This is a genomic window from Streptomyces sp. 549 (assembly GCF_030124175.1).
Taxonomy (GTDB): domain Bacteria; phylum Actinomycetota; class Actinomycetes; order Streptomycetales; family Streptomycetaceae; genus Streptomyces.
Genome location: NZ_JASKMT010000004.1, coordinates 211,899 through 237,839 on the forward strand (window position 1 = coordinate 211,899; position 25,941 = coordinate 237,839).

A 25,941-nucleotide genomic window follows, 5' to 3' on the forward strand; every position below is an offset into this window, starting at 1 on the left:
TGCACCTCGAAACGTGGGGGAGGAAACAGCCTGAGAGCGCTCTCAGATAGGCCCGAATGTAGAGCTGGGTAAATTTTGTGTCAACACTTGTGACAACGCCACCCACCGACCGCCCCCTGTGTTCAGGAGTTGACGGCGGCTGCGGCCAACTCACGTGTCATGAAGGTGAGATGGGCAGGCCGGGGCGGCGACGAGACGGCGGGTGCGGCACCACGACGACCTGGTGGACGTCCGCGTATACGACCCGGCCGGGGTCGCGGGAGAGACGGCGCCGGTGCGGGACGCCGTGCGCGTCGAGCGTGCGCAGGTAGCCGGTCACCCGGGTGATCAGCTCACGCGAGGAGGACCGGAACCAGGCGACCGCGCCCGGGTTCACCGCCGGGTCGTACACACACGGGTCGACGTGGCTGGGATTGGGGTAGGCGGCGTCGTACCAGTCGTTGTTCCGCCGCCGGTGCCGCTCCTGCTCCACGGTGAGCAGCCCCTCCCGCGCCAGGCCGTTGACCAGAACGAAGATGCCCGGCAGCACACCCCTGGCGTTGGGCACCAGCCCCTCGAACCGCACGAAGTGGCCGTCCTCGACCCCGCTGAGCGGTCCGGCCTCCCACTCCGGGTCCCACCCCGGCCCACGTACCGCCGTCCCGGCCACACCGCCTCCCGTCCCGCGACCCGCGTCGTCCGCCGGTCGGACCCCGCCGCACCTCCCGGCACCCTGCCACGGGCAACCGGTACGACCGCCGGGTTTCGGACGCGTCCCGCCCGGTGCCGGTGAGCGGGCCCGCCGGGGGCGTGGGCCGTCCGATCGGCGGGTGGCGACCGGCCGTCCTATGCTGAGAACGACCGCACCTCCCGGATTCCTCCGCATGGAGGCACGATGGACGTTCTGGTGCTCATCGGCCGCATCCTGTTCGTCGGGCTGTTCTTCGGCTCGGCGGTCGGCCACCTCACCCAGACCAAGGCGATGGCCGGGTACGCGGCCTCCAAGGGCGTACCGGCTGCCACCGCCGCGACCTTCGGGAGCGGCGTTCTGCTGCTCGCGGGCGCGTTGAGTGTGCTGCTGGGCGTCTGGGCTGACCTCGGCGCCCTGCTGCTGGCCCTCTTCCTGCTCCCCACCGCGGTGCTGATGCACCCGTTCTGGAAGGAGAGCGATCCGGGCGTCCGGCAGAACGAGATGCTGGCTCTGCAGAAGGACGTGTCCCTGGGCGGTGCCGCGCTGATGCTGTTCGCCTTCTTCGCCCACGTCGGCCACGACCTCGGACTGACGCTCACCGGCCCCCTGTTCCACCTGTCCTGACCCGCCCGGGCCCCGGACGCACCCCGGGCAGGCGGTCAGTCGCCGGTGGGGGCCGACGTGCCGATGGGCGCCCGGCTCTCCGGCTCGGGCTCCTCCGCCGCCTTGCGGCGGGAACGCAGCACCGCGAAGAGCACCGTCAGGGCGGTGCCGACCGCCGCCCAGGCGGCCAGCACCAGCAGCGGACCGGTGACGGCGGCGCCGTCGAAGTAGGCGATCGAGCGGGCCGTCCAGGTTCCGGCACCGGGCGGGAAGGCCGGTCCGATGTCCCGCCAGAACGGGGGCAGCAGCGGACCGGGGTAAGCGCCGCCCGCGCTGGGGTTGCCGAGCACGACGACCAGCAGGATCGCCAGGCCGATGCCCACCACACCCGCCAGCCCCTGCAGGGCGAGCGTGGCCGCGGCGACCGCGAAGACCACCAGCGCGCCCAGCCCCGTCAGGGCGAGCACACTGCCGGGCAGCGCGCCCAGCACCGGGCCGACGATCACCGCCCCGCCCAGCCCGGCCACGACCGAGTACAGGGCCAGCACGCCGAGCCGGATCAGCGCCCGGCTGGTGTTCGCCGGGCGCGCGCCGAAGCTCATGGCGAGGATGGCCGCGCACAGGTAGCCGCCGACGCACCAGCCGACCACCAGGTAGAAGGCCGACAGGCCGCGGCCGTCGCCCGACTCGGCCGGGACGGCGTCGGTGACCTCCAGCTCGCGCTGCTGCTGCTCCTGGACCGAGCGGAAGACCTGCTCCAGCGCCTGGGACAGGGCGGCGCCGCCGCCTCCCGCGACCAGCAGCCGGTCGCTGGTGCCGTCCGGGTCGACGACGAACACGCCGTCGACCGAGCGGTCGCGCAGCCGGCTGACGGCCTGCGACTCGTCCGCCGTCACCGTGTCCACCTTCAGCGGCGTGCCCGGCAGCGTGTCCAGCTGCTCGCGGTAGGTGTCCTGCGCCTGCTCCGGCGCGACCAGCGCGATCGGCACCCGGTCGGGGTCCGGCTGGTGGAACGCGCCGATGTAGGAGGCGATGAAGGCGAGTTGCAGGGCGAGCACGCCGAGCACGAGCAGCGTAGCCCGGCCCGTCACCGCGTCCCGCAGTTCGCGGGCGAATCCGCCGCCGCCCGCGTGCGATCCGCCGGTCCGCCCCTCGGCCCTCGCGGGGCGCGGCGGGCTGCCGTCGGCGCCCGCCCTCGGTCCTCTGTGTCCACCAGCCATGGGCCCAGCGTCGGCGGCCCCGGGCCGGTCCGCATGCGCGGATGCGCCGAACGGCTGACCCGCCTGGGCAGCAGGTCAGCCGTTCGGCATGCACGAGGCGGACGGTACGGACCGGACGGGCGGACAGCCGGTCGGGGCCGGTCCGGCGGGTGCGTCAGCTGCCGATGGCGCGCCCGTCGGCCTTCCAGACGTTGACCACCGACGGCCGGTTGATCTTCCCCGGGCCGTCGGGCCACTGCGAACCAGGACGCTCGGCGGAGGCGCCGTCCACCTCGCCGGGGTGCTGGACGGCGACCAGGACACGCTTCTCCTGGACGATCGGCCCGCACGTCTCGGCGCCGATCGGCACGGTCAGGAACTGCTTCAGCTCGCCCCGGCGCTCACCGGAGGTGGCGACGCCGAAGAGGCCGTCGTTGTTGCCGAGGGCGTTGCCGTCGGTGGAGATCCACAGGTTGCCGTAGGGGTCGAAGGCGACGTTGTCGGGGCAGGAGATCGGGCTGACCTGGTCCTTGGGGAAGCCGCCGAAGTAGGTGTTCGGGTCCTCGGGGTCGCCGCAGACCAGGAAGAGGCGCCAGGCGAACCCGTCGGACGTCGGATCGTCCCAGTTCTCGGCCAGTTCCAGGATCTGCCCGTGCTTGTTGGCGTTGCGCGGGTTGGCCTCGTCGGCGGGCGCGTTGCCCGCGGTGCCGCGGGCGCTGTTGTTGGTCAGCGCCAGGTAGACCCGGCCGGTGCGCGGGCTGGGCTCGATGTCCTCGGGGCGGTCCATCTTCGTCGCACCGACCTTGTCGGCGGCGATCCGGGTGTGGACGTAGACCTCCTCGGCGGTCATCCCGGGCACGAAGGAGGTGCTGCCGGAGGCCAGCCTGATCCACTGGCCGCTGCCGTCGAACTCGCCGTCCGAGGGCAGCTTGCCGGTGCCGTCGATCTCCGACGCCGGGCTGTCGCCGGTGAGCCGGGCTACGTAGAGCGTGCCCTCGTCCAGCAGCGTCAGGTTGTGCTGCCGGGCGGCGCGGCTGCTGCCCTTGTGCATCTTCTTCGCGGAGACGAACTTGTAGAAGTAGTCGAAGCGCTCGTCGTCGCCCATGTAGACCACGGGACGGCCGTCGGCGCTCAGCGTCACCTCGGCGCCCTCGTGCTTGAACCGGCCCAGCGCGGTGCGCTTGCAGGCGGTGGAGTCGGGGTCGAACGGGTCGACCTCGACCACCCAGCCGAAGCGGTTCGGCTCGTTGGGCTCCTTGGTGAGGTCGAAGCGGTCGTCGTACCGCTCCCACTTGCGGGAGGTGGCGCCGCCGGTCATGCCGTAGCGGGCGAGGCGCTGCCTGGTCTCGGCGTCGGTGACGGACGCGGCGTTGGCGAAGTACTGGTTGAAGTTCTCCTCGCCGGACAGCACCGTGCCCCACGGGGTGGTGCCGCCGGCGCAGTTGTTGAGCGTGCCCAGCACCTTCGTGCCGGTCCGGTCGGCCTCGGTGCGCAGCAGCGCGCTGCCCGCGGCGGGGCCGGTGACGCGGAACGGGGTGGCGGTGTGGAAGCGGCGGTTGAGGTGGTGCCGCGGCACCGCGGTCAGCTTGCCGGAGCGGCGGTCCTCCTCGACGACGACCACCGACAGCCCGTGCGCGGCCTGCGAGATGGCGACCTGCTCCCGGGTCGGCGAAGCGCTGTCGTACCCGGCGAACATCAGCTTGTCGTTGGTGTACTCGTGGTTGGCGAAGAGCACGTGCCGGCCGCGCTCGCCGCGCAGCGGCAGCAGGCTGAGGTAGTCGTTGTTGTAGCCGAACTGGCCGGCCTGAGCCTTGGCCGACTGGCGGGCCGGGTCGAAGGCGGGGGCGCCGCGCAGGATCGGGTCGCCCCAGCGGATGACGACGTTCTGGCGGTAGTCGGCGGGCACGGTGACGGCGTCGGCGGTGTTCGGCGGCACCGGGTCGAAGCGCAGCCCCTTGGCCGCCTTCCCCGCCGGTTTACCGGGTTTGTGGGGTTTCGCGGCGGCCCCCGCCGCGTTCTGGGCGACGGCCTCCGTGGCGCCGCCCAGCAGGGCGCCGCCGGCCGCCGCGGCGACCGTGGCGACCGCGCCCGCGCGGAGCATCGAGCGGCGGGAGAGCGCTCCGGCGACGACGTCACCGAAGTAGGCGTTGTCACTGCGGTTGGGTACTTCCTGGAAGCAGGCGTCCCCGCAGCGGTAGTGACACGTCATCGCGGACCGGCCGCCGGGGTGTGAGGCGAGCAGCGGCAGTTGCTTGGGCATGGAGTCCCCTCCGTCGGAGCCGTACGCAGCGTGAAGCTATGGGCCCAGCCCGACTCGGCGGCGACCACTCGGTGAACGCGACGTGAAAGCCACGGTGCGGCCCTCTGGGACTTCCGGGGGTCCGGCCCTCTAGTCTTGCGTCTCCGCCACGCACCACCTCATGAAAGGCCTGTCCCATGGGCATAAAGAGCCTCCTGCGGAACGTGTTCGGACGTCAGCGCGCGGCAGAGCCGGAGACTTCGGCGGAACCGGCGGCCCCCTCGGCCGCCGCGCCGGGAGAGCCGGGAGGCCCGGGGGACAGCACTTCCTCTACTGCCCCTGCCACGCCCGTCGTTCCGGCACCCGCCGCCGAGCCGGCACCCGACACGGTGTCCGTGACGATCCCCGCGCCCGCGTCCGAACCGACCCCCGTCCACTTCGCCGAGCCGGTTCCCTCCGCCCAACTCGCCCCGGAGCCGGCGACCGCACCCGACGCCGAGGCGGCGCCGGAGGCCGTCGTGGTGCCGGAGCGTGCACCCGAACGGACCACCGACCCGGCACCCGAACCCGTGAGCGAGACATCCCCCGGACCGGTGGACGTCACGGAACCGGTGACCGCACCGGCGACCGCACCGGCCGTCGACGCCGAGCCGGAGCCGGTCGCCGACACGGTCACCGAGCCGGCCGTCGCCACCGTGCCGGTGCCGGTGCCCGAGCCCGGACCGGCGCCCGTCCCTGACCCGCAGCCGGTCCCGGTGCCGGAGCCCGAGCCTGCGCCCGTGCCCGTGCCCGTCCCGTCCCCGGTGCCCGACCCCGAGCCGGTCCCGTCCCCGGACCCCGCCCCGGCCCCCGAGCCGGCGCCGGGCCCCGCCTCCAAGGAGGCGTCCGCCGTCGGTGACACCTCGGCGGTGGGCGTCGGGCTGGAGAAGGTGCAGCAGAGCGCACCCGCCCTGGTGAACCTCTACAAGGCCGCTGCCGTGTCGCTGCGCAAGCAGGGGCTCGCCGGGCAGCGGGCGGCCGTCTACCTGGTCCTGGACCGGTCCGGTTCGATGCGCCGCTACTACAAGGACGGCACGGTCCAGCACCTCGCCGACCAGGTGCTCGGCCTGTCCGCGCACCTCGACGACGACGGCACGGTGCCGGTGGTGTTCTTCTCCACCGACGTCGACGGCGTCGCGGAGATCGAGCTGGCCGGGCACGAGGGCCGCATCGCCGCACTGCACGAGGGCCTGGGCCACATGGGCCGGACGAACTACCACAGCGCCGTCCAGGCGGTCATCGAGCACTACGAGGCGTCCGGGTCCACCGACCCGGCGCTGGTGGTCTTCCAGACCGACGGCGCCCCGACCAGCCGGGCCGCCGCCGAGCAGGCGCTGTGCGAGGCGGCGGACAAGCCGCTGTTCTGGCAGTTCGTCGGGTTCGGCGACCCGAAGTCCGCCGGGCTCAACTTCCTGCGCAAGCTGGACGCGGGCCTGCCCGTGCCCGAGCGGCGCAAGGTGGACAACGCCGGCTTCACGCATGCCGGCCTGGAGCCGAAGGAGATCCCCGACGCGGACCTCTACGAGGCGCTCACCGCCGAGTTCCCCCAGTGGCTGGCAGCCGCCCGGGAGGCGGGCGTGCTGAGCTGACCCGGCACTGTGCGAGGTGGCCCGCCCCGCCCGGCGAGCGCGGAAAACGCCGCGCGGGCGGGCCACCCGGCTCGGATACGATATTTGGCGGCTCCGTCATATCTGTCAGAGCACACAGTCACGCACGGTAACAACCTGGGAGCAGCCGCAATGGCTCGACACCTCATCACCAGCGCCCTTCCCTACATCAACGGGATCAAGCACCTGGGCAACATGGTGGGGTCCATGCTCCCGGCCGACGTGCACGCCCGCTACCTGCGGCAGCGCGGCCACGACGTGCTCTACATCTGCGCGACCGACGAGCACGGCACCCCCGCGGAGCTGGCCGCCAAGGAGGCCGGGCTGCCGGTGGCGGACTTCTGCGCCCAGCAGCACGACGCCCAGAAGGCGATCTACGACGGCTTCAGCCTCGCCTTCGACTACTTCGGCCGCAGCTCCTCGCCGCAGAACGTCGAGATCACCCAGCGCATCGCGCGCAGCCTGCACGCCAACGGCTTCATCGAGGAGCGGGCGATCCGCCAGGTGTACTCGCTGGCCGACGAGCGCTTCCTGCCCGACCGCTACATCGTCGGCACCTGCCCGCACTGCGGCTACGACAAGGCCCGCGGCGACCAGTGCGAGAACTGCACCCGGGTGCTCGACCCGACCGACCTGATCGACGCCCGCTCGGCCATCAGCGGCAGCAGCGAGCTGGAGGTCCGCGAGACCAAGCACCTGTTCCTGCTCCAGTCGAAGCTGGCCGGCGAGGTCGAGGCGTGGATCGACGAGGCCGGCCGGGAGTGGCCGACGCTGGCGTCATCCATCGCCCGCAAGTGGCTCACCGAGGGCCTCCAGGACCGCGCCATCACCCGCGACCTGGAGTGGGGCGTGCCCGTCCCTGCCGACACGTGGCCGGAGCTGGCCGCCGACGGCAAGGTCTTCTACGTCTGGTTCGACGCCCCGATCGAGTACATCGGCGCGACGAAGGAGTGGGCGGACCACAACCCGGCCGAGCGGGACTGGCAGTCCTGGTGGTACGGCGCCGACGCCGACGGCGTGCAGTACACGCAGTTCATGGCCAAGGACAACGTCCCGTTCCACACGGTGATGTTCCCCGCCACCCAGCTGGGCACCCGCGAGCCGTGGAAGCGCGTCGACTACGTCAAGGCCTTCAACTGGCTGACGTACTACGGCGGCAAGTTCTCCACCTCGCAGAAGCGCGGCATCTTCACCGACGCCGCCCTGGAGCTGCTGCCCGCCGACTACTGGCGCTACTTCCTCATCGCCAACGCGCCCGAGTCCGACGACACCAGCTTCACCTGGGAGCTGTTCTCCGCGTCGGTCAACAAGGACCTCGCCGACACCCTCGGCAACTTCGTCAACCGCGTGCTGTCCTTCTCCCGCAAGCGGTTCGGCGACGACGTACCGGCCGGTGCCGCCGCGGGTGACGCCGAGCGCAGGCTCGGTGAGGAGGTCGCGGGCCTGCTCGCCGAGTACGAGCAGCAGATGGACGCCCTCCAGTTCCGCAAGGCCGCCCAGGCGCTGCGCGCCCTGTGGAGCGCCGGCAACGTGTACCTGGAGGAGAAGGCCCCCTGGCTGGAGATCAAGACCGACCCGGACGCGGCGGCCCTCACACTGCGCACGGCGATGAACCTGATCCACCTCTACGCGGTGCTCTCCGAGCCGTTCGTCCCCGCCTCGGCGAAGGTGCTGCGTGGCGTCTTCGACCTGCCCGGCGACGACAGGAGCTGGATCACCGCCGAGGAGGCCCGCGCCCTGGACACCGTGCCGGCCGGCACCTCCTTCACCGTGCCGCCGGTGCTCTTCGCGAAGATCACCGAGGAGGACCTGGAGTCCTACCGCGAGCGCTTCGGCGGTTCCGAGGCCTGACCGTCCTGCGGTGCCGTCCCGGCGTTCCGGCCACGGCCGGGCACCCGGTGACGGCGCCAGCCCCCGGGTGCCCGGGAGGCGTGCCGTCCGGCGGTAGGGTCCGTGCCATGATCAGCTCCACCGGCACCACGCCGCCCCAGCCCGGACCCGTCACCGCGGACGACGTCGCGCTGGCGGTGCGGCTCGCGGTGTCGGCGCTGCGCGACGCGCCACCCACGGCCTGGGACAAGCCCGCCGGTTCGCTGGAGTGGACCTGCTGGGAGACCGTCGAGCACCTGGCCGACGACCTGTTCGCCTACGCCGTGCAGCTCGGCCCGGCCGAGCCGCCGCTGGACGGCGAGGTGCCGTTCGTACACGAACGCCGACGGCCCGGCGGCCCCCGCAACACCGTGCACGCGGAGCGCGAGGCGGGCCCGGACGGGCTGCTGTCGGTGCTGGAGGCGTGCGGCGCGCTGCTGGTCGCCATGGTCCGCACCACGGGCCCCGACGTCCGCTCGTACCACTCGCTGGGCGTCTCGGACGCCGAGGGCTTCGCCGCGATGGGCGTCGTGGAGACCGTGGTCCACACCCACGACCTCGCCCGAGGTCTCGGCCTGGACTGGGACCCGCCCGCCGACCTGTGCGCCCGGGTGCTCACCCGCCTGTTCCCGGACGCCCCGCAGCACGCCGCCGACCCCTGGCCGACGCTGCTGTGGGCCACCGGCCGCGCCGCGCTGCCCGGCCGCCCCCGGCAGACCACCTGGCGCTGGGACGGCACCCCGCGCACCTGAGCGCCCGCGCGCCAACAGCAAACGGCCCGCCCTCCCCGTTCGGGGTGAGCGGGCCGTCCGCTGTCGCCTCGGCTGCGGCTACTTCGCCTGCGGCGGCTTGCGCAGCGACAGGTGCAGCTCGCGCAGCCGGGCCTCGTCGACCTCGCTGGGGGCGCCCATCAGCAGGTCCTGGGCGTTGCCGTTCAGCGGGAAGGCGATCGTCTCGCGGATGTTCGGCTCGTCGGCGAGCAGCATGACGATGCGGTCCACACCGGGGGCGATGCCGCCGTGCGGCGGGGCGCCGAAGGTGAACGCGCGCAGCATGCCGCCGAACTCGCGCTCCACGTCCTCCTTGGAGTAGCCGGCGATCTCGAAGGCGCGGAACATGACCTCCGGCTCGTGGTTGCGGATGGCGCCGGAGGACAGCTCGACGCCGTTGCAGACGATGTCGTACTGCCAGGCCAGGACGTCCAGCGGGTCCTGGGTGTCCAGCGCCTCCAGGCCGCCCTGCGGCATGGAGAACGGGTTGTGCGAGAACTCGATCTTCCCGGTGTCCTCGTCCTTCTCGAACATCGGGAAGTCGACGATCCAGCAGAACCGGAAGACGCCCTCCTCGAAGTGCCCGGTGCGCTTGGCGGCCTCGACCCGGACCGCGCCCATGATCTTGGAGACCTCGTCGAACTCGCCGGCGCCGAAGAAGATCGCCGTGCCCGCCTTGGCGTTGAGCGCGCCCAGCAGCTCGGTGACGTTTTCCTCGGTGAGGAACTTGGCGATCGGCCCGGTGAGCTGCGGCTTGCCGCCCTCCTCGCCGACCCGCACCCACGCCAGGCCCTTGGCGCCCTGCTCGACGGCGAACTCGCCCATCTGGTCGAAGAACTTGCGGGACTGGTCGGCGGTGTCCGGTACCGCCAGCGCACGGACGTGCTTGCCGGCGAACGCCTTGAAGTCGGAACCGGCGAACACGCCGGTGACGTCGACCAGCTCCAGGCGGGCCCGCAGGTCGGGCTTGTCCGAGCCGTACCTGAGCATCGACTCGCGGAACGGGATGCGCGGGAACGGCGAGGTGACCTCGCGGCCGTTGCCGAACTCCTGGAAGACCTCGGTCATCACCTTCTCGATGACCTGGAAGACGTCCTCCTGATCGACGAAGCTCATCTCGACGTCGAGCTGGTAGAACTCGCCCGGCGAGCGGTCCGCGCGGGCGTCCTCGTCGCGGAAGCAGGGCGCGATCTGGAAGTAGCGGTCGAAGCCGGCGATCATCAGCAGCTGCTTGAACTGCTGCGGGGCCTGCGGCAGCGCGTAGAAGCGGCCCGCGTGGGTGCGCGAGGGCACCAGGAAGTCGCGGGCGCCCTCGGGCGAGGTGGCCGACAGGATCGGGGTGGCCATCTCGTTGAAGCCCAGCGCGGTCATCTTGTGCCGCAGCGCGGAGATCACCGAGGTGCGCAGCAGGATGTTGCGGTGCATGCGCTCCCGGCGCAGGTCGAGGAAGCGGTACTCCAGGCGCTTCTCCTCGTTGACGCCGTCGTCGGCGTTGATGGTGAACGGGATCTGCTCGGCCGCGCCGAGCACCTCCACCTCCGAGACCTCGATCTCGATCTCACCGGTCGGCAGCTCGGGGTTGACGTTCTCGGCGCCGCGGTTGACGACCCTGCCGTCCACCCGGACGACGGTCTCCTTGGTGAGGTGGCTCAGCGCCTCGTTCGCGGCGGTACCGGGCCGGGCGACGAGCTGGACCAGGCCGTAGTGGTCGCGCAGGTCGATGAAGAGGATGCCGCCCAGGTCACGACGATTGTGCAGCCAGCCGCTCAGCCGGACGTCGCTGTCGACGTCCTGCGATCGGAGCTCGCCGCAGTGGTGGGACCGGTACCGATGCATCATTCATCCAAGTCGTCAGGTCTGGGGGAGGCGCGTTACAGCGTACCGTCCTGGCCTGCCCCTGCCGGGCGCAAGCGGGTTCTTCTCCATAGAGTGGGGCGTATGCCCACCGAGGACGTGCTGGCCGCCACCGGAACCGGGATCTGGTACTGGGACAACGCCTGCGGGGAGTTCAGCCTGGACGCGAGAGCGGCAGCGCTCATCGGGCTGCCCGCCGAGCCGGTACGGGCCACGGAGTCGGTGGTGCGCGCCCGCTTCCACGTCGTCGACTACGTGGAGCTGGGCGGCATCGTCACCCTCGCGGTCGCCGAGGGCCGCATCGCGGAGGCCCGGCTGCGGGTGATCGCCGACGACGGCTCGGTGCTGCGTACCGTGCGGACCCGGCTGCGCGCCTCCGGCGGCGGCGCGTCCAGCCCCGGCACGGCGTTCGTGTTGATGGGCACGCTCAGCGAGGTGCCCGACGCGTCCCCGGTGCAGACCCCGGTGACGGGCGACTGGCGGCGGTCCCGGGAGGCGTTCCTGCTGGACGCCGGGCGGGCGCTGGCCGAGGCGCGCTCCACCGAGGAGGTGCTGCGCGTCGCGGCGAACCTGTCCATGCCGGGCTTCTCACCGGACGGCCTGGCCGTGTTCGGCGTGGACGGCGACCGGCTGTCGGTGATCGGGCACCACGGCCACCAGGGGCGGGACGGCCGGGACGCGCACGACACGGCGCTGGAGGAGCCGTTCCTGGAGATGCCGCTGAACACCTCCTACCCGGCGGCGGACGTGGTCAGGACCGGCCGGGCGGTTTACCTGACCAGCCCGGACGAGTACCGGCGGCGCTTCCCCGCGACCTGGCCGATGGCGGAGCCGTTCGGCCGCCAGTCCTGGGCGTACCTGCCGCTGGTGGTGGCCGGGCGCACCATCGGCGCCTGGATGGCGTCGTTCGCACACCCGGTGTCGTTCACGCCCGACGAGCGGGCGGTGCTGGCGACGGTGGCGCGCATGCTGGCGCAGGCCCTGTCGCGCGCCTACGTGCACGAGTCGGAACGGGAGCTGGCCGACGGCCTCCAGCACACCCTGCGCCCGGCCGGGAAGCCGGACGTCAAGGGCATGGCGGTGGCCGCCCGGTACATCCCCACCGGCGGCGGCCTCCAGGTCGGCGGCGACTGGTACGACGTGATCCCGCTGCCGTCCGGCCGCAGCGCTCTCGTCATCGGCGACGTACAGGGCCACGACGTGCGGGCCGCCGGACTGATGGCGCAGCTGCGCATCGCGCTGCGCGCCTACGCGGCCGAGGGCCACCGGCCGGAGGCGGTGCTGTCGAGGGCGTCGCGCTTCCTGGCGGGCATGGCGGAGTCGTCCCCCGACGACCTGGGCGCCGACCGGCGCGACGACCGGTTCGCCACCTGCCTGTACATCGAGGCCGACCCGGCGCTGGGCACCCTGGACATCGCCCGCGCCGGCCACCCCGACCCGGTGATCCGGCTCGCCGACGGCACGGTCCTGGTCCGGCCCACGGCCGGCGGCCTGCCGCTGGGCATCGAGCCGGACACCGACTACCCGACCACCCGGCTCGTGCTGGAGCCTGGAGAAACGTTGCTGCTGTGCACCGACGGGCTGATCGAGACCGGCGGCCACGACGTGGACACCGGCTGGGCCCGCATCCGCGACGTCTTCGCCGAGAACCCGCAGGCGGACGTCGAGGAACTCGCCGAGGCCCTGGTCCAGGCCGTGCACGGGCTGCCCTCGCACCACACCACCGGCCCCCGCGCCGACCGCCGCGAGGACGACATCGCGCTGCTGCTGATGAGCCGCGAGAACGGCGCGCCGCCGCAGGTGGCGTCCCGCCGCACCATGCTCACCATCGGGCAGGCCGACGCCGAGCGGGTCGGCACCTCCCGACGGCAGCTGCGGGAGCTGCTGTGGGACTGGGGCGTGCCGGACCAGGTGGACGGCGCGGTGCTGATGCTGTCCGAGATGCTCACCAACGTGCTCGTCCACACCGACGGCGACGCCCTGATGGTCGCCGAGGTCACCGGCCGCCGAGGCGCCCGGCGGCTGCGCGTGGAGGTCTCCGACCGCAGCGACGAACTGCCCCACCGCCGCAGCCCCGGCGAGCTGGCCTCCTCCGGCCGCGGCCTGGTCCTGATGGACCTGCTCGCCGACTCCTGGGGCGTCGACCCGCGCGGCGAGGGCAAGGCCATCTGGTTCGAACTCCACGAGGACGCACCCCCACCCGACTGGGGGTGAGGGGCGCGACTCGCGTACGTCCGCTCAGGAGGGTCGGTGCAGCGGCTCCCGCAGCCGTTTCCGGGTTCACCCGTTTCGCAGATCTTCCACAACGCTGACTGGACTGCGTTCAAGGCCTGTTCAGCGCACCCCGCGATTCCAGCCATCGCACCGGCGAATCCTGCCCGCGTGCCTTGGTTCTGATGTAACTTGCCACCGCATCCGCACGTATGCCGACCACATACGCACCGGCGCGGGTGCCGTCATCCAAGGGAACTGACCCGCAACGCCCGCGATGCCGGCCACATCGTCGACTCGGCCACCGCCGTGTGCTCGGCCGACTTCCCGGTTTGCTTCCCCGTGGCCGCCCAGGCCGGTGGAGGGCAAGCGGAACTGCAAGTAGAAGGGAAGCGTCATGGTGTTTGAGGACGCACTGTCCAACGCCGTGTATGCCCTCATCGTCGGGGCCTGGCTGATGTATCTGGGGCCGATGGCATGGCGCCGGTTCGCGTCCGACTCCCACGCGGTCGATCGGGCGGCTCTGCGCCATGCGACCGTGATCGCTGCCGCGCTCGGCGCAGCAGTCGGCGGGATCGTGGCGCTGGCCAGTACGTGGCGCGGTGTCGTGGCGGGCGTCGCGGTGTTCGCCTTCGCGCGGATCGTGATCCCACGCTACGCCCGGTGGCAGCTGGCGGAGCGGAAGGAAGCTCGCCCCTCGTGACGGGTTGAGGGACAAGCAGCTTCCGGCAGCGGCCCATGGGCGCCGAAACAGCACGGCCCCCGGGACGGGTGTGTCTTCCGTCTCGGGGGCTGTCTGCTGCCCCCGAACCGCCCCATGACGCTCCCACAGGGCGGGCGGTTGGTCGCCCTGCGACCAACCGCCCGTCACCGCGGTCCGCAGAGAACCGGATGGTGGGCGTGCCGCCCCTGCGGATACGGGCGTGCGTGCACCCGCAGCAGATCGGACGACGTGCTCGGCCATGTGGCAAGCGCGGGACAGGCTTCTTGCCTGTCCGGCCGGACTCGTCCGCATCGGTGGCTTCAGCGAGCCCCTACGAGCCGCCGCCCTCGGTCATCCCGTGCACGGCCGGGATGCGGCCCAGGCGGCCCTTCTGGAAGTCGTCGAAGGCCTGCTGCAACTCCTCGCGGGTGTTCATCACGAACGGCCCGTAGTGGGCCATCGGCTCGCGGATGGGACGGCCGCCGAGCAGCACGACCTCCAGGGACGGGGTGTGGGCGTCCTGGGTCTCGTCGGCGCGCAGGGTGAGCGAGTCGCCGTCGCCGAACACCGCGGTCTGGCCGAGGTGCAGCGGCCGGCGGTCGGTGCCGACGGTGCCGCGTCCGGCGAGCACGTAGGCCAGCGCGTTCCAGTCGGACCGCCAGGGCAGGCTGATCTCGGCCCCCGGGCTGACCGTCGCGTGGACCATCGTGATCGGGGTGTGGGTGATGCCCGGCCCCTGGTGGCCGTCCAGCTCACCGGCGATGACCCGCAGCAGCGCGCCGCCGTCGGGCGACGTGAGCAGCTTGACCTCACCGCCGTGGATGTCCTGGTAGCGGGGGTTGGTCATCTTCTGCCTGGCGGGCAAATTCACCCAGAGCTGGAGGCCGTGGAAGAGGCCGCCGCTCATCACCATCTCCTCCGGCGGCGCCTCGATGTGCAGCAGCCCGGACCCGGCAGTCATCCACTGCGTGTCACCGCCGTGGATGACACCGCCACCGCCCTCGGAGTCCTGATGCACGAAGGTGCCGTCGATCAGGTACGTGACGGTCTCGAAGCCGCGGTGCGGGTGCCAGGGTGTGCCCTTGGGCTCACCGGCCGCGTACTCCACCTCGCCCATCTGGTCCATCATGATGAACGGGTCGAGGTAGCGGTGGTTGATGCCGGCGAAGGCGCGGCGGACGGGGAAGCCCTCGCCTTCGAAGCCGGTGGGTGCGGTCGCGACGGCCAGTACCGGCCGCGCGGTGCTCGCGTCCGCCGGTGCGGCGACGCGGGGCAGGCTGAGCGGGTTCTCGACGGTGATCGCGGGCATCGGGGCCTCCTTGGCTTCACGCCCAATGTAGTTGAACGCTCAACATTCGCCAAGTGGTGCTTTGTTCCCAAGCCGACTTCCGGCCAGTCGGTCCGGGCCGGTTCGGGCCGACCCGGCCCAGCACTCCCCGCAGCCGTCAGCCGTACATCCGGCGCATCGCGAAGTCGACCATCTCCTCGACCGCCTTCGCGTCGAAGACGATGCGGTGGTCGCCCTCCATGTCCAGCACGAAGCCGTAGCCCGAGGGCAGCAGGTCGAGCACCTCGGCCCCCGTGATCACGAAGTACTTGGACTCCTTGCCCGCGTACGCCCGCAGCTCCTTGAGCGTGCTGAACATCGGGATGACGGGCTGCTGCGTGTTGTGCAGGGCCAGGAAGCCGGGCGTCTCGCCGCGCGGGCAGTAGACCTTGGCGTTGTGGAAGATGCCCTGGAAGTCCTCCGGCGCCATCGAGCCGGTGGTGAAGGCCCGCACCGCCTCGGCCAGCGACGGCGGCGACGGCTCGGGGTAGAGCGGCTGCTGCTGCGGCGGCTGCTGCTGCCCGTACCCGGGCGGGGGCTGCTGCGGGTGCTGCTGGGCGTACTGCCCGTGGCCCTGCTGGTGCCCCGCGGAGGCTGTCTGGTCGTAGCCGTACATGCGCCAAAGGTTACGCCGCCCGGACCCCTGCGCGGCGGCCGTATCCGGCCCCTTCCCCCGCCACGGGCGCGGACCACAAGCGGAAGGCACGCCTCCACCCGCCCCCGACGGTCCCCCGTCCCCGAGCACGACTCCCGGCCGCCACGGAATCCTCACGCCTCGCACCCCGGGACGTGGCCCGCCGGACCGCCAGGTGCGTCACACTCGGACCGGTTGGGGTTGATTCTTATTACCGGCGGGTAGCATGATGGGAGCTACTTACTGGTACGCATCCGGAGGAGTCCACCTCTCGGCCCTCCCCGTCGTTACGGAGCCTGTCGCCATGGGGCACTACAAGTCGAATCTCCGCGACATCGAGTTCAACCTCTTCGAGGTACTCGGTCGCGACGCGGTGTACGGCAAGGGGCCGTTCGCGGAGATGGACGTCGAGACCGCCAAGAGCGTGCTCTCCGAGATCGCCCGCCTCTCCGAGAACGAGCTCGCCGCGTCCTTCGAGGACGCCGACCGCAACCCGCCGGTCTTCGACCCGGAGACCAACACCGCGCCGGTCCCGGCCTCGTTCAAGAAGAGCTACCAGGCCTACATGGACGCCGAGTGGTGGCGGCTGGGCATCCCGGAGGCGCTGGGCGGCACCACCGCGCCCCGCTCGCTGCTGTGGGCCTTCGCCGAGACCATCCTGGGCTCCAACCCGGCCGTGTGGATGTACGCCTCCGGCCCGGCCTTCGCCGGTGTGCTGCACGAGGAGGGCACCGAGGAGCAGCACCGCATCGCGCAGCTCATGGTGGACAAGCAGTGGGGCTCCACCATGGTCCTCACCGAGCCGGACGCCGGCTCGGACGTCGGCGCCGGCCGCACCAAGGCCGTGCAGCAGGACGACGGCACCTGGCACATCGAGGGCGTGAAGCGCTTCATCACCTCCGGTGAGCACGACATGTCCGAGAACATCGTGCACTTCGTGCTGGCCCGCCCCGAGGGCCACGGCCCCGGCACCAAGGGCCTGTCGCTGTTCATCGTGCCGAAGTACGAGTTCGACTGGGAGACCGGCGAGCTGGGCGAGCGCAACGGCGTCTACGCCACCAACGTCGAGCACAAGATGGGCCTCAAGGCCTCCAACACCTGCGAGATGACCTTCGGCGACCGCCACCCCGCCAAGGGCTGGCTGCTCGGCGAGAAGCACGACGGCATCCGCCAGATGTTCAAGATCATCGAGTTCGCCCGCATGATGGTCGGCACGAAGGCCATCGCCACCCTCTCCACCGGCTACCTGAACGCCCTGGAGTACGCCAAGGAGCGGGTGCAGGGCGCGGACCTGGCGCAGTTCACCGACAAGACCGCCCCCCGCGTCACCGTCACGCACCACCCGGATGTGCGCCGCTCGCTGATGACGCAGAAGGCGTACGCCGAGGGCATGCGCGCCCTGGTGCTGTACACCGCCAGCGTCCAGGACGAGATCCTGGTCAAGGAGGCCGCGGGCGAGGACGCCTCCGCCGCGACCCGCCTCAACGACCTGCTGCTGCCCATCGTGAAGGGCTACGGCTCGGAGAACTCCTACCAGCAGCTCGCCGAGTCGCTGCAGACCTTCGGTGGCTCCGGCTACCTGCAGGAGTACCCGATCGAGCAGTACATCCGGGACGCCAAGATCGACACCCTCTACGAGGGCACCACCGCGATCCAGGGCCAGGACTTCTTCTTCCGCAAGGTCGTCCGCGACCAGGGCCAGGCCCTGACCGCGCTGTCCGAGGAGATCAAGAAGTTCCTCGCCGAGGCCGACGGCGGGGAGGAGCTGGCCGCCGCCCGCGAGCAGCTCGCCAAGGCCGCCGTGGACCTGGAGGCGATCGTCGGCGCCATGCTGACCGACCTCGCCGCGACCGAGAAGGACGTCAAGTCCATCTACAAGGTCGGTCTGAACACCACGCGCTTCCTGCTGGCCTCCGGTGACGTCGTCCTCGGCTACCTGCTGCTGCGCGGCGCCGTCGTGGCCGCGGACAAGGTGGCCACGGCCTCCCCCAAGGACACCGCGTTCTACCAGGGCAAGATCGCCGCTGCGAAGTTCTTCGCCGCGACGGTGCTGCCCAACGTCAGCACCGCGCGCCAGCTCGCCGAGACCGTCGACCTGTCCGTGATGGAGCTGGACGAGGCCGCGTTCTGACCTGGCCGCCGTCCGCAGCCGGGTGACCGGCGAACGGGCGGGGCTCCGCTCCCGGTCGGGGGAGGCGGAGCCCCGCCCGTTCGTATATTGGACGGCATGCAGCAACTCCCCGCCGGGTTCGACCGCGGCCACACCGATGACCTGATGGCGTTCCTCGCGGCGTCCCCCACCCCGTACCACGCCGTCGCCAACACCGCGGCACGGCTGGAGAAGGCCGGCTTCCGGCAGGTGTCCGAGACCGACGCCTGGGACGCCGAACCGGGGGGCCGCATCGTCCTCCGCGGCGGCGCGCTCATCGCCTGGCACGTGCCGCGCGGCGCCGGCCCCGCCACGCCCTTCCGCATCGTCGGCGCGCACACCGACTCCCCCAACCTGCGGGTGAAGCCCTCCCCCGACGCGGGCGCGCACGGCTGGCGGCAGGTCGCCGTCGAGGTCTACGGCGGCACCCTGCTCAACACCTGGCTGGACCGCGACCTCGGGCTCGCCGGCCGCCTCACACTGCGGGACGGCTCCACCCGGCTGGTCAACGTCGACCGGCCGCTGCTGCGGGTGCCGCAGCTGGCCGTGCACCTCGACCGGCAGGTCAACGACGGCCTGAAGCTGGACCGGCAGCGCCACATGACACCGATCTGGGGCCTGGGCGACCCGCACGAGGGCGACCTGATCGCCTTCCTCGCCCAGGAGGCCGGCCTCGCGGCGGCGGACGTCGCCGGCTGGGACCTCATGGTGCACAGCGTCGAGCCGCCCGCCTACCTGGGCCGTGACCGCGAACTGGTCGCCGGGCCCCGCATGGACAACCTGCTGTCGGTGCACGCCGGCGCCGTGGCGCTGGCCGCCGCCGCGACCGCCGAGGCCGCCGGTCAGCCGCTGCCGTACATCCCGGTGCTCGCCGCGTTCGACCACGAGGAGAACGGCAGCCAGTCCGACACCGGCGCCGACGGGCCACTGCTGGGCAACGTGCTGGAACGCTCGGTGTTCGTGCGCGGCGGCGACCTCCAGGACCGGGCCCGCGCCTGGGCCGGGACGGTCTGCCTGTCCTCCGACACCGGGCACGCCGTGCATCCCAACTACGCCGAGCGGCACGACCCCACGCACCACCCGATGCCCAACGGCGGCCCGATCCTCAAGGTCAACGTCAACCAGCGCTACGCCACCGACGGCGCCGGACGCGCCCTGTTCACCACCGCCTGCGAGAAGGCGGGGGTGCCCTGGCAGAGCTTCGTCTCCAACAACGGCATGCCCTGCGGGACGACGATCGGCCCCATCACCGCCGCCCGGCACGGCATCACCACGGTCGACATCGGGGTGGCCATCCTCTCCATGCACTCCGCCCGCGAACTGGCCGGCGCCGCCGACCCTGCCATGCTCACCGCCGCCCTCACCGCCTTCCTGGCGGGCTGACCCCCGCCCAGGGCGCGGCGTGGGCATGAGACATCCGGTGCAGCCGGTGCAGCCGGTGCAGCCGGTGCAGCCGGTGCAGCCGGTGCAGCCAGCCGGATGCTGAGGCTCCGGTTCCGTTAGCTGTCTCCAGGCCGGGAAGTGTCCATGACACGACTGTGAAGATCGGCCAGCAGAGTGGAGCGCACGGGGGAAGGGGCGGACCGGAAACGGTTCGCCCCTCTTTCGGTCCGCTGGTCCGCCCAGGCTTCTGGTCCGCTCAAGCTGCCGGTCCGCTCAAGCTGCCGGTCCGCTCAGGCTTCCGGTCCCCCTCAGCCCTCGTCGAGGCCGGCCAGGACCAGTGGCAGCCGGTCGGCGCCGGAGGCCGTCAGCCGGACCGGCACCCCCCAGTCCTGCTGGTGCACATGGCAGGCCGGGTACGGGTTCGCCGGGTCGTCGTCGCAGGAGGCCGCCATCGCCGAGACGTGCAGCACGCCCTCACCGACCGAGGCGTCCAGCTCCAGCTCCCGGCTCAGGTCCGTGCCCTGACCGGAACCGGCGACCAGCAGCTCGGGCGGCGTGGAGCTGACCAGCAGCCGCGTCGACGGCCCGTACCGGGTGTCGAGCTTCTGGCCCGCCGGGGCCTGGAAGACGACGTCCAGCCGCAGCGTGCCGGACGCCACCTCGGTGGCGGACCGCTGCGTGCGGTGGGCGACCGACTCCACCCGGACCGCCTCCTCCGGCAGCCGCAGCCGGGTCAGCCGGTGCCGCGCGGACTCGACGACGACGATGTGGTGCGGGTCCGAGACGTCCAGCACCGCGGCGGACGGCTCCCGCAGGTCGGTTGCGAGCGTGCTCACCTCACCCGTCGCCGGGTCGTAGCGCCGCAGGGCGTGGTTGTAGGTGTCGCAGACGGCGACCGAGCCGTCCGGCAGCGCGGTGACACCCAGCGGGTGCTGGAGCAGTGCCTGCGCGGCGTCGCCGTCCCGGTGCCCGAAGTCGAACAGTCCCGTGCCGACGGCGGTGCGCACGGCACCCTCCCGGTCGATCCAGCGCAACGCGGACGTCTCGGAGTCCGCGATCCACAGCCGCTCCCCGTCCGCCGACACCGCGAGCCCGGACGGCTGCGCGAACCACGCCTCCGCGGCCGGACCGTCGACCAGCCCCTCGTTGGTGGTGCCCGCCGCGACGGCCACCGTCCCGGCGCCGCCGTCACCGTCCGGGGTGTACGTCCACAGCTGGTGCACGCCCGCCATGGCGATCCACAGCCGCCCGTCGAACCAGGCCACGTCCCACGGCGAGGACAGCGCCACGTCGAGGGCCGGCCCGTCGGTGGGCGAGCCCTGCCACCACTGCCGGCCCGTACCGGCCAGTGTCGTCACCTCACCCGTGGCCGGTACGAACCGCCGCAGAGCGTGGTTGACGGTGTCCGCGACGGCGACCGACCCGTCCGGCAGCAGCGCCAGGCCCTGCGGCTCGCTGAACTCGGCGTGCTCGGCCGGCCCGTCCGTCAGGCCCCGCTGCCCGGTACCGACGCGGCGCAGCACCGTCTCCCCGTCGGCGGCCAGCTCCACCAGCGCGTGCCGCGTGGAGTCCGACACCAGCAGGGTGCCGCCGGGCAGCGCCACGGCCTTGCCGGGAAAGCGCAGGTCACCGGCGACCGGCTCCGGCGGCACGTACGGGCCGTCGCCGCGCCGCAGAGTGCCCTTCGCGGCGTGCTCGGCCTCCAGCTCCGCGACGAGGGTGGCGATCGCGTGCGCGTGCCCCTCCCCGGCGTGCTGCGCGACGACGTACCCCTCGGGGTCGATCACCACCAGCGTCGGCCAGGCGCGGACGGCGTACTGCTTCCAGGTGGTCAGCTCCGGGTCGTCCAGCACCGGGTGGTGCACCCCGTACCGCTCGACCGCGTCCACCACGGCCTGGTGCTCGGCCTCGTGCACGAACTTCGGCGAGTGCACGCCGACGATCACCACCGTGTCGCGGTGCTTCTCCTCCAACTCCCGCAGCTCGTCCAGCACGTGCAGGCAGTTCACGCAGCAGAAGGTCCAGAAGTCGGCGATCACGATCTTGCCGCGCAGGTCGGCGAGGGTGAGGTCCTTGCCCCCGGTGTTCAGCCAGCCGCCCTTTCCGACCAGCTCGGGAGCACGGACACGGGCACGGCGGGGGGCGGGCGCGGGGGTGGGCGCCGAGGCGGCATCGTTCATGCGGTCAAGGGTGCCACCTGCCTGCGGCGGGGCGCTCACGCTGGGCGGGCATCCGCCGAGGAGTAGTGAGCGGTACGTTGTCCGGTACCACTTGAGGGGAGGCCTTGGTCATGTTCGTAACCGCGAGCGAAGCCCGCAAGGCTACCGCTACCACTACTGACGGTGGAGGCGCCAACGTTGCGCCCGGCTCCGGGTCGTCCCGTTGAGGGACGCCGTCGCTGCGACCGTTCGGCGTCAGGCCTGCGTCAGGTCCGGGTCCTGCCTGACGGCCGCGCAAGTCCGGCTCTAGGGTCATCGTTTGTGAACGCACCTTCCCCCAACCACCGCGCGACGGCTGCCGCCTACGACGCCATCGCCGTTCGTTATGCCGCACTCGTCCGTGACGAGTGCGACTCCCTTCCGCTGGACCGTGCCATGCTCGCGGCGTTCGCCGAGACCGTGCGGAGCACCGGCCCCGGGCCGGTCGCCGAGCTGGGATGCGGCCCTGGACGTGTCACCGCACACCTGCGGGACCTGGGGCTGGACGTCTTCGGCGTCGACCTGTCGCCGGTGATGGTCGGCCTCGCCCGCGAGGCATACCCGGAGCTGCGGTTCGAGGTCGGGTCCATGGACGCTCTGGACCTGGCCGACGGCCGGTTGCGGGGCGTGGTGAGCTGGTACTCGGTCATTCACGCCCCTCCGCAGGACATGCCCGCGTACTTCGCCGAGTTCCGTCGCGTACTCGCGCCCGGCGGAACCCTCCTGCTCGGTTTCTTCGAGTCGGAGGGTGAGCCGACCACGCCGTTCGACCACAAGGTGACGACCGCCTTCCGATGGCCGATCGACGACCTCGCGGGACTGGCGCGTGAGGCCGGCTTCACCGAGATCGGGCGGATGCTGCGCGAGCCGCGCGAGGGTGAGCGGTTCCGCCGGGGCCATCTGCTGATGCGGGCGGGGAGTGAGCATCCGCGTGGGTGAGACGGCTGGCGGCGGCGCGACGCACCCGGCGGTGGTGATCTGCCGGGAGGCCGCCGCCGCACACGGCGTCAAGTTGGTCGAGTCCCCGCACGAGTGCGTGCTGCACACCGCGGGTGAGGGCGCCACCCTCGTCGTCGTGTACGCGGAGGACACGGCTGTGCTGTGGGTGGACCACCACAAGTGGTCGGAGTACGACTGGACGCCGGAGGACCGCAGCGCACTCGACGACCTCGCCGAGGCCATCGGCGCGGTGCGGCGAGGCGACGCGGAGCTGTACTTCCGCCGGAACGGCCACCTGCTGAGTCACGTCGGCGGGCGCATCGGGAACCAGCGGATCAGGGACGGAAGCTGTCCACGCGATCCGCTGGTGCTCCCCCTCCCCGCCTGGGAGTCGCTGGGGTAGGGGAGGCGCCCCGGACCGGTGCGACCCCGGGCCCACGCGGGGGACGGGTGCCCGCGTGGGCCCGGTCCCTGGACCGGCCGGTCCAGGGACCGGTCTGCGGCAGGACCCGCCGGCGGTCAGCGGTCGCGGTCCTTGGCCCAGGCGTGCAGGGCGTCGCCGCCGTCGGCCTCGTCCAGGTTCATCGCGGCCTCGACCAGCGCCAGGTGGGTGAACGCCTGCGGGAAGTTGCCGAGGAACGTGCCGTCGGCGGTCATCTCCTCCGACAGCAGCCCCAGCCGTCCCGCGCTGGCGCACAGCGCCTGGAAGCGCTCGCTCGCCTCGTCCACCCGACCGGCCAGCACCAGGGCCGACACCAGGTCGAAGGAGCACATCAGGAAGGCGCCCTCCGGGGTGCCCAGTCCGTCGCCGGTGGCCTCGGGGTCGTAGCGGTGGATGAGGAAGTCGCCCTCGCCGAGTTCCTCGATCACCCGGTCGATGGTGGACACCATGCGGGGGTCGTCGCCGGGCAGCAGGCCCGTCATGGGCAGTTGCAGGATCGACGCGTCCACATTGGCGGCCCCGTAGGACTGGACGAAGGTGCCCAGCTCCTCGTCATAGCAGTGCCGCAGCAGGTCCGCGCGGACGGCGTCGCGGTCGCGGCGCCACCGGTCGAGCGGCGCGTCGCGGTCGCCGCACAGCTCGGCGAGCTTGATCCCCCGGTCCAGGCAGACCCAGGACCACAGCTTGGAGTAGGTCCAGTGCCGCGGTTCGTCCCTGACCTCCCAGATGCCGTGGTCCTTCTCCCGCCAGCGCCGGGCGCACACGTCCACCAGCAGGCGCGCCTCGCGGATCTCCGCCGCGGTGAGCCCGCCGGTGACCTGCTGGTACACGTACGCGGCGTCGAGGACGTGCCCGTAGCTGCACAGCTGGTGCTGGTGCTGCCCCTCGTTGCCGGTCCGCACGGGCCTGGAGTTGGCGTAGCCCTGGAGGTGGTCGAGGGTGCGTTCCCCGATGTCGTGGCTGCCGTCGAGGCTGATGACGGGTTCCAGCCGGTCCTCCTCGCCGCGGGCCCGTTCCATCAGGAAGTGCAGGTAGCGGCCTGCCTCCTCCTCGTGTCCGAGCCGCATCAGGACGAGCACGATCAGCGACGCGTCCCGGTGCCAGACGTACCGGTAGTCCCAGTTGCGCTGTCCGCCGATCCACTCCGGGAGCGACGTGGTGGGGGCGGCCAGCAGCCCTCCCGTCTCCTCCGACAGCAGGCCCCGCAGCACCAGCGCGCTGCGCCGTACGTGGTGCGCCGCCGCGCCCTGGTACTCGGCCCGGTCCGCCCAGGCGCGCCACGCGGCCTGCGTCTCCTCCAGCATGCGTTCGGCCGCGCCGCGGTCCACCCGGCGGCCCGGCCCGCCCCGGTAGTCCAGCGCCAGCACGGCGGCGTCCCCGGCGGTCAGTTCGGCCTGCGACACCGCGTCGGCGGACCCGTCCCCGTCGCGGGGGCCGTCAGCGTTCGCCTTGTCGTCGGTGGAGTCGGCGGAGTCGGCGGAGTCTGCGGAGTCGGCGGAGTCGGCGGCGGCCGGGCGGGGTTCGCCGGACAGCCACAGCCCGTCCTGGGCGGGCTGCCCGTCACCGGGCTGCTCCCGACCGGCCCCGTCGCCTGGCAGCACCTCGCCGGAGAGGACCTCGCCGCCACGGCTCCACCGGACCCGCCCGCGGCCGTAGTCGGGGCGGCCCTCGACCCGGAAGCGCACGGTGGCGCGTCCGGCGACGCAGCGGACCAGGCGGACGAGCACGCCGCGGGCCACGATGCCCCGGTCGCCGGCCGCGCCCGGCGGCTGCACGGCCAGGAAGTCGTGCGCGACGACTGTGCCGCGGGCGGTCTCCCAGCGGGTCTCCAGCACGAGGGAGTCGGGCAGGTAGTCGCGGGACGTGGGCGCCACGCCGTCGTCGATCCGCAGCTCCCAGCCGCCGGCCGAGCGGTCCAGCATGCGGCCGAACAGGCTGGGCCCGTCGAAGCGCGGCGTGCACATCCACTCGACGGTCCCGTCCGGGCCCAGCAGGGCGGCGGTGTGGCAGTCGGAGAGGAAGGCGTACTCGCTGATCGGCGGAAACCCGGACCCGGACCCGGTGTCGTCGGCGGAGGAGGAGTGGGGGGCGGTGTTCGCGCTGTTGACGGGGTTCGCGGTGTTTACGGGGTGCACGGTGTTCACAGCATCAGCTCCGGCAGTACGTGCTCGCCGAACGTCTCGACGAAGCCCACCTGGTCCGGGCCGACCTGGTGGATCATGACCCGGTCGAAGCCCGACTCGCCCTGGGCGGACAGCCAGGCGGCGTGCTCCTTCAGGTCCGCGGAGACGTGCACGGAGGGCTCCACGTCGGACGGCGTGAGGAAGCGGGCGGCCTGCTCGAAGTGCTCGGGACGGCTGATCTCCCATCCGACGTCGCTGCCGAGCACCACCTCGCGCCACTGGTCGTGGGCGGCGGCGAGTGCGGCGTCGCGGTCCCGGTCGTAGGACAGGTGCGCCTGGAGCACCGCCGGGCCGCGGCCGCCCGCCTCCCGGTAGGCGCGCAGCGTGTCGCGGTGGGCGTCGTCGGGCTGGTTGACGGTGATCAGGCCGTCGGCCCAGGCGGCGACCTTCGTCGCCGTCCGGGGGGTGACGGCGGCTGCGTAGAGCGGCGGCGGACGGTCGGGCAGCGTCCACAGTTTCGCCTGCTGGACGCGGACCAGGCCGTCGTGGGTGACGGTCTCCCCGGCCAGCAGGGCCCGCATGATCTCGGCGCACTCGGCCAGCCGGCGGGTGCGGACATCCTTGGGCGGCCAGCCGTCGCCGGTGATGTGCTCGTTGAGTGCCTGGCCGCTGCCGAGCGCCACCCACAGGCGGCCCGGGTACATCTGGCTGAGTGTGGCGGCGGACTGGGCGAGCATCGCGGGGTGGTGGCGCTGGCCGGGCGCGGAGACCACGCCCATGGGCAGCGCGGTGGCCTCCAGCGCGGAGCCCAGCCACGACCAGGCGTGACCGGACTGGCCCTGCCGGGAGCTCCAGGGTTCGAAGTGGTCGGAGCACATCCCGCTGCTGAACCCGGCGGCCTCGGCGCCGCGCAGCGCCTCCAGCAGGTCTCGCGGCGTGAACTGCTCGTGGGACGCGTGAAAGCCGTACTCCGTCACCGTCG

Annotated in this window: 19 protein-coding genes; 10 read left to right on the forward strand and 9 right to left on the reverse strand. The window is 72.3% G+C overall.

Annotated elements, in window-relative coordinates; genetic code table 11:
• Positions 1-157 precede the first annotated feature (157 nt).
• Positions 158-649, reverse strand: coding sequence for a hypothetical protein (locus QNO07_RS06990; RefSeq protein ID WP_502961794.1), 492 nt, complete (start codon positions 647-649; stop codon positions 158-160).
• 225 nt (positions 650-874) lie between these two features.
• Here QNO07_RS06990 and QNO07_RS06995 point away from each other — a divergent pair, with 225 nt between their 5' ends.
• Positions 875-1,294: a DoxX family protein gene (locus QNO07_RS06995; protein ID WP_283990742.1), complete on the forward strand. Its 420-nt coding sequence runs from the start codon at positions 875-877 to the stop codon at positions 1,292-1,294.
• 35 nt (positions 1,295-1,329) lie between these two features.
• Here the strand turns inward: QNO07_RS06995 and QNO07_RS07000 are convergent, their stop codons facing one another.
• Positions 1,330-2,493 carry a YhgE/Pip domain-containing protein gene (locus QNO07_RS07000; protein WP_283990743.1) on the reverse strand — a complete coding sequence of 388 codons (1,164 nt, stop codon included), beginning with the start codon at positions 2,491-2,493 and terminating at the stop codon, positions 1,330-1,332.
• Between the two features lie 154 nt (positions 2,494-2,647).
• The gene (locus QNO07_RS07005; RefSeq protein WP_283990744.1) at positions 2,648-4,732 is read right to left on the reverse strand and encodes a PhoX family protein; all 2,085 of its coding nucleotides are present in this window, start codon (positions 4,730-4,732) and stop codon (positions 2,648-2,650) included.
• Between the two features lie 374 nt (positions 4,733-5,106).
• Here QNO07_RS07005 and QNO07_RS07010 point away from each other — a divergent pair, with 374 nt between their 5' ends.
• The 3 genes from QNO07_RS07010 to QNO07_RS07020 all read left to right on the forward strand — a co-directional run bounded on the left by QNO07_RS07010 (position 5,107) and on the right by QNO07_RS07020 (position 8,978).
• Positions 5,107-6,339 carry a VWA domain-containing protein gene (locus QNO07_RS07010; RefSeq protein ID WP_349636812.1) on the forward strand — a complete coding sequence of 411 codons (1,233 nt, stop codon included), beginning with the start codon at positions 5,107-5,109 and terminating at the stop codon, positions 6,337-6,339.
• A 150-nt stretch (positions 6,340-6,489) separates the two neighbouring features.
• Positions 6,490-8,208: a methionine--tRNA ligase gene (metG, locus tag QNO07_RS07015; protein WP_283990749.1), complete on the forward strand. Its 1,719-nt coding sequence runs from the start codon at positions 6,490-6,492 to the stop codon at positions 8,206-8,208.
• A gap of 107 nt (positions 8,209-8,315) precedes the next feature.
• Complete coding sequence (locus tag QNO07_RS07020) at positions 8,316-8,978, forward strand: maleylpyruvate isomerase N-terminal domain-containing protein (protein WP_283990751.1); 663 nt, start codon at positions 8,316-8,318, stop codon at positions 8,976-8,978.
• A gap of 78 nt (positions 8,979-9,056) precedes the next feature.
• Here QNO07_RS07020 and aspS read toward each other — a convergent pair whose 3' ends face one another.
• Entirely contained in the window at positions 9,057-10,832 is a 1,776-nt protein-coding gene (gene aspS / locus QNO07_RS07025; RefSeq protein ID WP_283990897.1) for an aspartate--tRNA ligase, read from the reverse strand.
• A gap of 102 nt (positions 10,833-10,934) precedes the next feature.
• Between aspS and QNO07_RS07030 the strand changes: the two genes are divergently transcribed.
• Together QNO07_RS07030 and QNO07_RS07035 are read left to right on the forward strand one after the other, a co-directional pair.
• Positions 10,935-13,064 carry an ATP-binding SpoIIE family protein phosphatase gene (locus QNO07_RS07030; protein ID WP_283990752.1) on the forward strand — a complete coding sequence of 710 codons (2,130 nt, stop codon included), beginning with the start codon at positions 10,935-10,937 and terminating at the stop codon, positions 13,062-13,064.
• Positions 13,065-13,458: 394 nt separating this feature from the next.
• Positions 13,459-13,764 (forward strand): hypothetical protein, encoded by a 306-nt coding sequence (locus tag QNO07_RS07035; RefSeq protein ID WP_283990753.1) that lies wholly within the window; start codon positions 13,459-13,461, stop codon positions 13,762-13,764.
• 331 nt (positions 13,765-14,095) lie between these two features.
• Here the strand turns inward: QNO07_RS07035 and QNO07_RS07040 are convergent, their stop codons facing one another.
• Together QNO07_RS07040 and QNO07_RS07045 are read right to left on the reverse strand one after the other, a co-directional pair.
• A complete protein-coding gene (locus tag QNO07_RS07040; RefSeq protein ID WP_283990754.1) occupies positions 14,096-15,073 on the reverse strand; it encodes a pirin family protein in 978 nt (325 codons plus the stop codon).
• A 136-nt stretch (positions 15,074-15,209) separates the two neighbouring features.
• Positions 15,210-15,707, reverse strand: coding sequence for an SseB family protein (locus QNO07_RS07045; RefSeq protein ID WP_283990755.1), 498 nt, complete (start codon positions 15,705-15,707; stop codon positions 15,210-15,212).
• Positions 15,708-16,029: 322 nt separating this feature from the next.
• On the opposite strand from QNO07_RS07045, the gene QNO07_RS07050 reads away from it, so the two are divergent.
• Both QNO07_RS07050 and QNO07_RS07055 read left to right on the forward strand, forming a co-directional pair.
• The gene (locus QNO07_RS07050; RefSeq protein ID WP_283990756.1) at positions 16,030-17,856 is read left to right on the forward strand and encodes an acyl-CoA dehydrogenase; all 1,827 of its coding nucleotides are present in this window, start codon (positions 16,030-16,032) and stop codon (positions 17,854-17,856) included.
• Positions 17,857-17,952: 96 nt separating this feature from the next.
• Complete coding sequence (locus QNO07_RS07055; protein ID WP_283990757.1) at positions 17,953-19,257, forward strand: M18 family aminopeptidase; 1,305 nt, start codon at positions 17,953-17,955, stop codon at positions 19,255-19,257.
• Between the two features lie 308 nt (positions 19,258-19,565).
• On the opposite strand, the gene QNO07_RS07060 is transcribed toward QNO07_RS07055, so the two are convergent.
• On the reverse strand, positions 19,566-21,437 hold the full coding sequence (locus QNO07_RS07060; RefSeq protein ID WP_283990758.1) for an NHL domain-containing thioredoxin family protein: 1,872 nt from the start codon (positions 21,435-21,437) through the stop codon (positions 19,566-19,568).
• Between the two features lie 300 nt (positions 21,438-21,737).
• Here QNO07_RS07060 and QNO07_RS07065 point away from each other — a divergent pair, with 300 nt between their 5' ends.
• Together QNO07_RS07065 and QNO07_RS07070 are read left to right on the forward strand one after the other, a co-directional pair.
• Positions 21,738-22,394: a class I SAM-dependent methyltransferase gene (locus tag QNO07_RS07065; protein ID WP_283990759.1), complete on the forward strand. Its 657-nt coding sequence runs from the start codon at positions 21,738-21,740 to the stop codon at positions 22,392-22,394.
• Positions 22,387-22,797, forward strand: a complete 411-nt coding sequence (locus tag QNO07_RS07070) for a hypothetical protein (RefSeq protein ID WP_283990760.1) — start codon at positions 22,387-22,389, stop codon at positions 22,795-22,797. The genes QNO07_RS07065 and QNO07_RS07070 overlap by 8 nt, the downstream gene beginning before the upstream one ends.
• Positions 22,798-22,913: 116 nt before the next feature.
• Here the strand turns inward: QNO07_RS07070 and QNO07_RS07075 are convergent, their stop codons facing one another.
• Together QNO07_RS07075 and QNO07_RS07080 are read right to left on the reverse strand one after the other, a co-directional pair.
• Positions 22,914-24,980, reverse strand: coding sequence for a glycoside hydrolase family 15 protein (locus QNO07_RS07075; protein WP_283990761.1), 2,067 nt, complete (start codon positions 24,978-24,980; stop codon positions 22,914-22,916).
• The gene (locus tag QNO07_RS07080; RefSeq protein ID WP_283990762.1) at positions 24,977-25,936 is read right to left on the reverse strand and encodes a TIGR03885 family FMN-dependent LLM class oxidoreductase; all 960 of its coding nucleotides are present in this window, start codon (positions 25,934-25,936) and stop codon (positions 24,977-24,979) included. Before QNO07_RS07080 ends, QNO07_RS07075 begins: the two co-directional genes overlap by 4 nt.
• Between the last annotated feature and the right edge of the window lie 5 nt (positions 25,937-25,941).

Bases quoted from the DNA above. Each gene is read 5' to 3' on its own strand.
- QNO07_RS06995 (WP_283990742.1), top strand. From the start codon at position 875: ATGGACGTTCTGGTGCTCATCGGCCGCATCCTGTTCGTCGGGCTGTTC.
- QNO07_RS07000 (WP_283990743.1), bottom strand. From the start codon at position 2,493: ATGGCTGGTGGACACAGAGGACCGAGGGCGGGCGCCGACGGCAGCCCG.
- QNO07_RS07005 (WP_283990744.1), bottom strand. From the start codon at position 4,732: ATGCCCAAGCAACTGCCGCTGCTCGCCTCACACCCCGGCGGCCGGTCC.
- metG (WP_283990749.1), top strand. From the start codon at position 6,490: ATGGCTCGACACCTCATCACCAGCGCCCTTCCCTACATCAACGGGATC.
- QNO07_RS07020 (WP_283990751.1), top strand. From the start codon at position 8,316: ATGATCAGCTCCACCGGCACCACGCCGCCCCAGCCCGGACCCGTCACC.
- aspS (WP_283990897.1), bottom strand. From the start codon at position 10,832: ATGCATCGGTACCGGTCCCACCACTGCGGCGAGCTCCGATCGCAGGAC.
- QNO07_RS07030 (WP_283990752.1), top strand. From the start codon at position 10,935: ATGCCCACCGAGGACGTGCTGGCCGCCACCGGAACCGGGATCTGGTAC.
- QNO07_RS07035 (WP_283990753.1), top strand. From the start codon at position 13,459: ATGGTGTTTGAGGACGCACTGTCCAACGCCGTGTATGCCCTCATCGTC.
- QNO07_RS07040 (WP_283990754.1), bottom strand. From the start codon at position 15,073: ATGCCCGCGATCACCGTCGAGAACCCGCTCAGCCTGCCCCGCGTCGCC.
- QNO07_RS07045 (WP_283990755.1), bottom strand. From the start codon at position 15,707: ATGTACGGCTACGACCAGACAGCCTCCGCGGGGCACCAGCAGGGCCAC.
- QNO07_RS07050 (WP_283990756.1), top strand. From the start codon at position 16,030: ATGGGGCACTACAAGTCGAATCTCCGCGACATCGAGTTCAACCTCTTC.
- QNO07_RS07055 (WP_283990757.1), top strand. From the start codon at position 17,953: ATGCAGCAACTCCCCGCCGGGTTCGACCGCGGCCACACCGATGACCTG.
- QNO07_RS07060 (WP_283990758.1), bottom strand. From the start codon at position 21,437: ATGAACGATGCCGCCTCGGCGCCCACCCCCGCGCCCGCCCCCCGCCGT.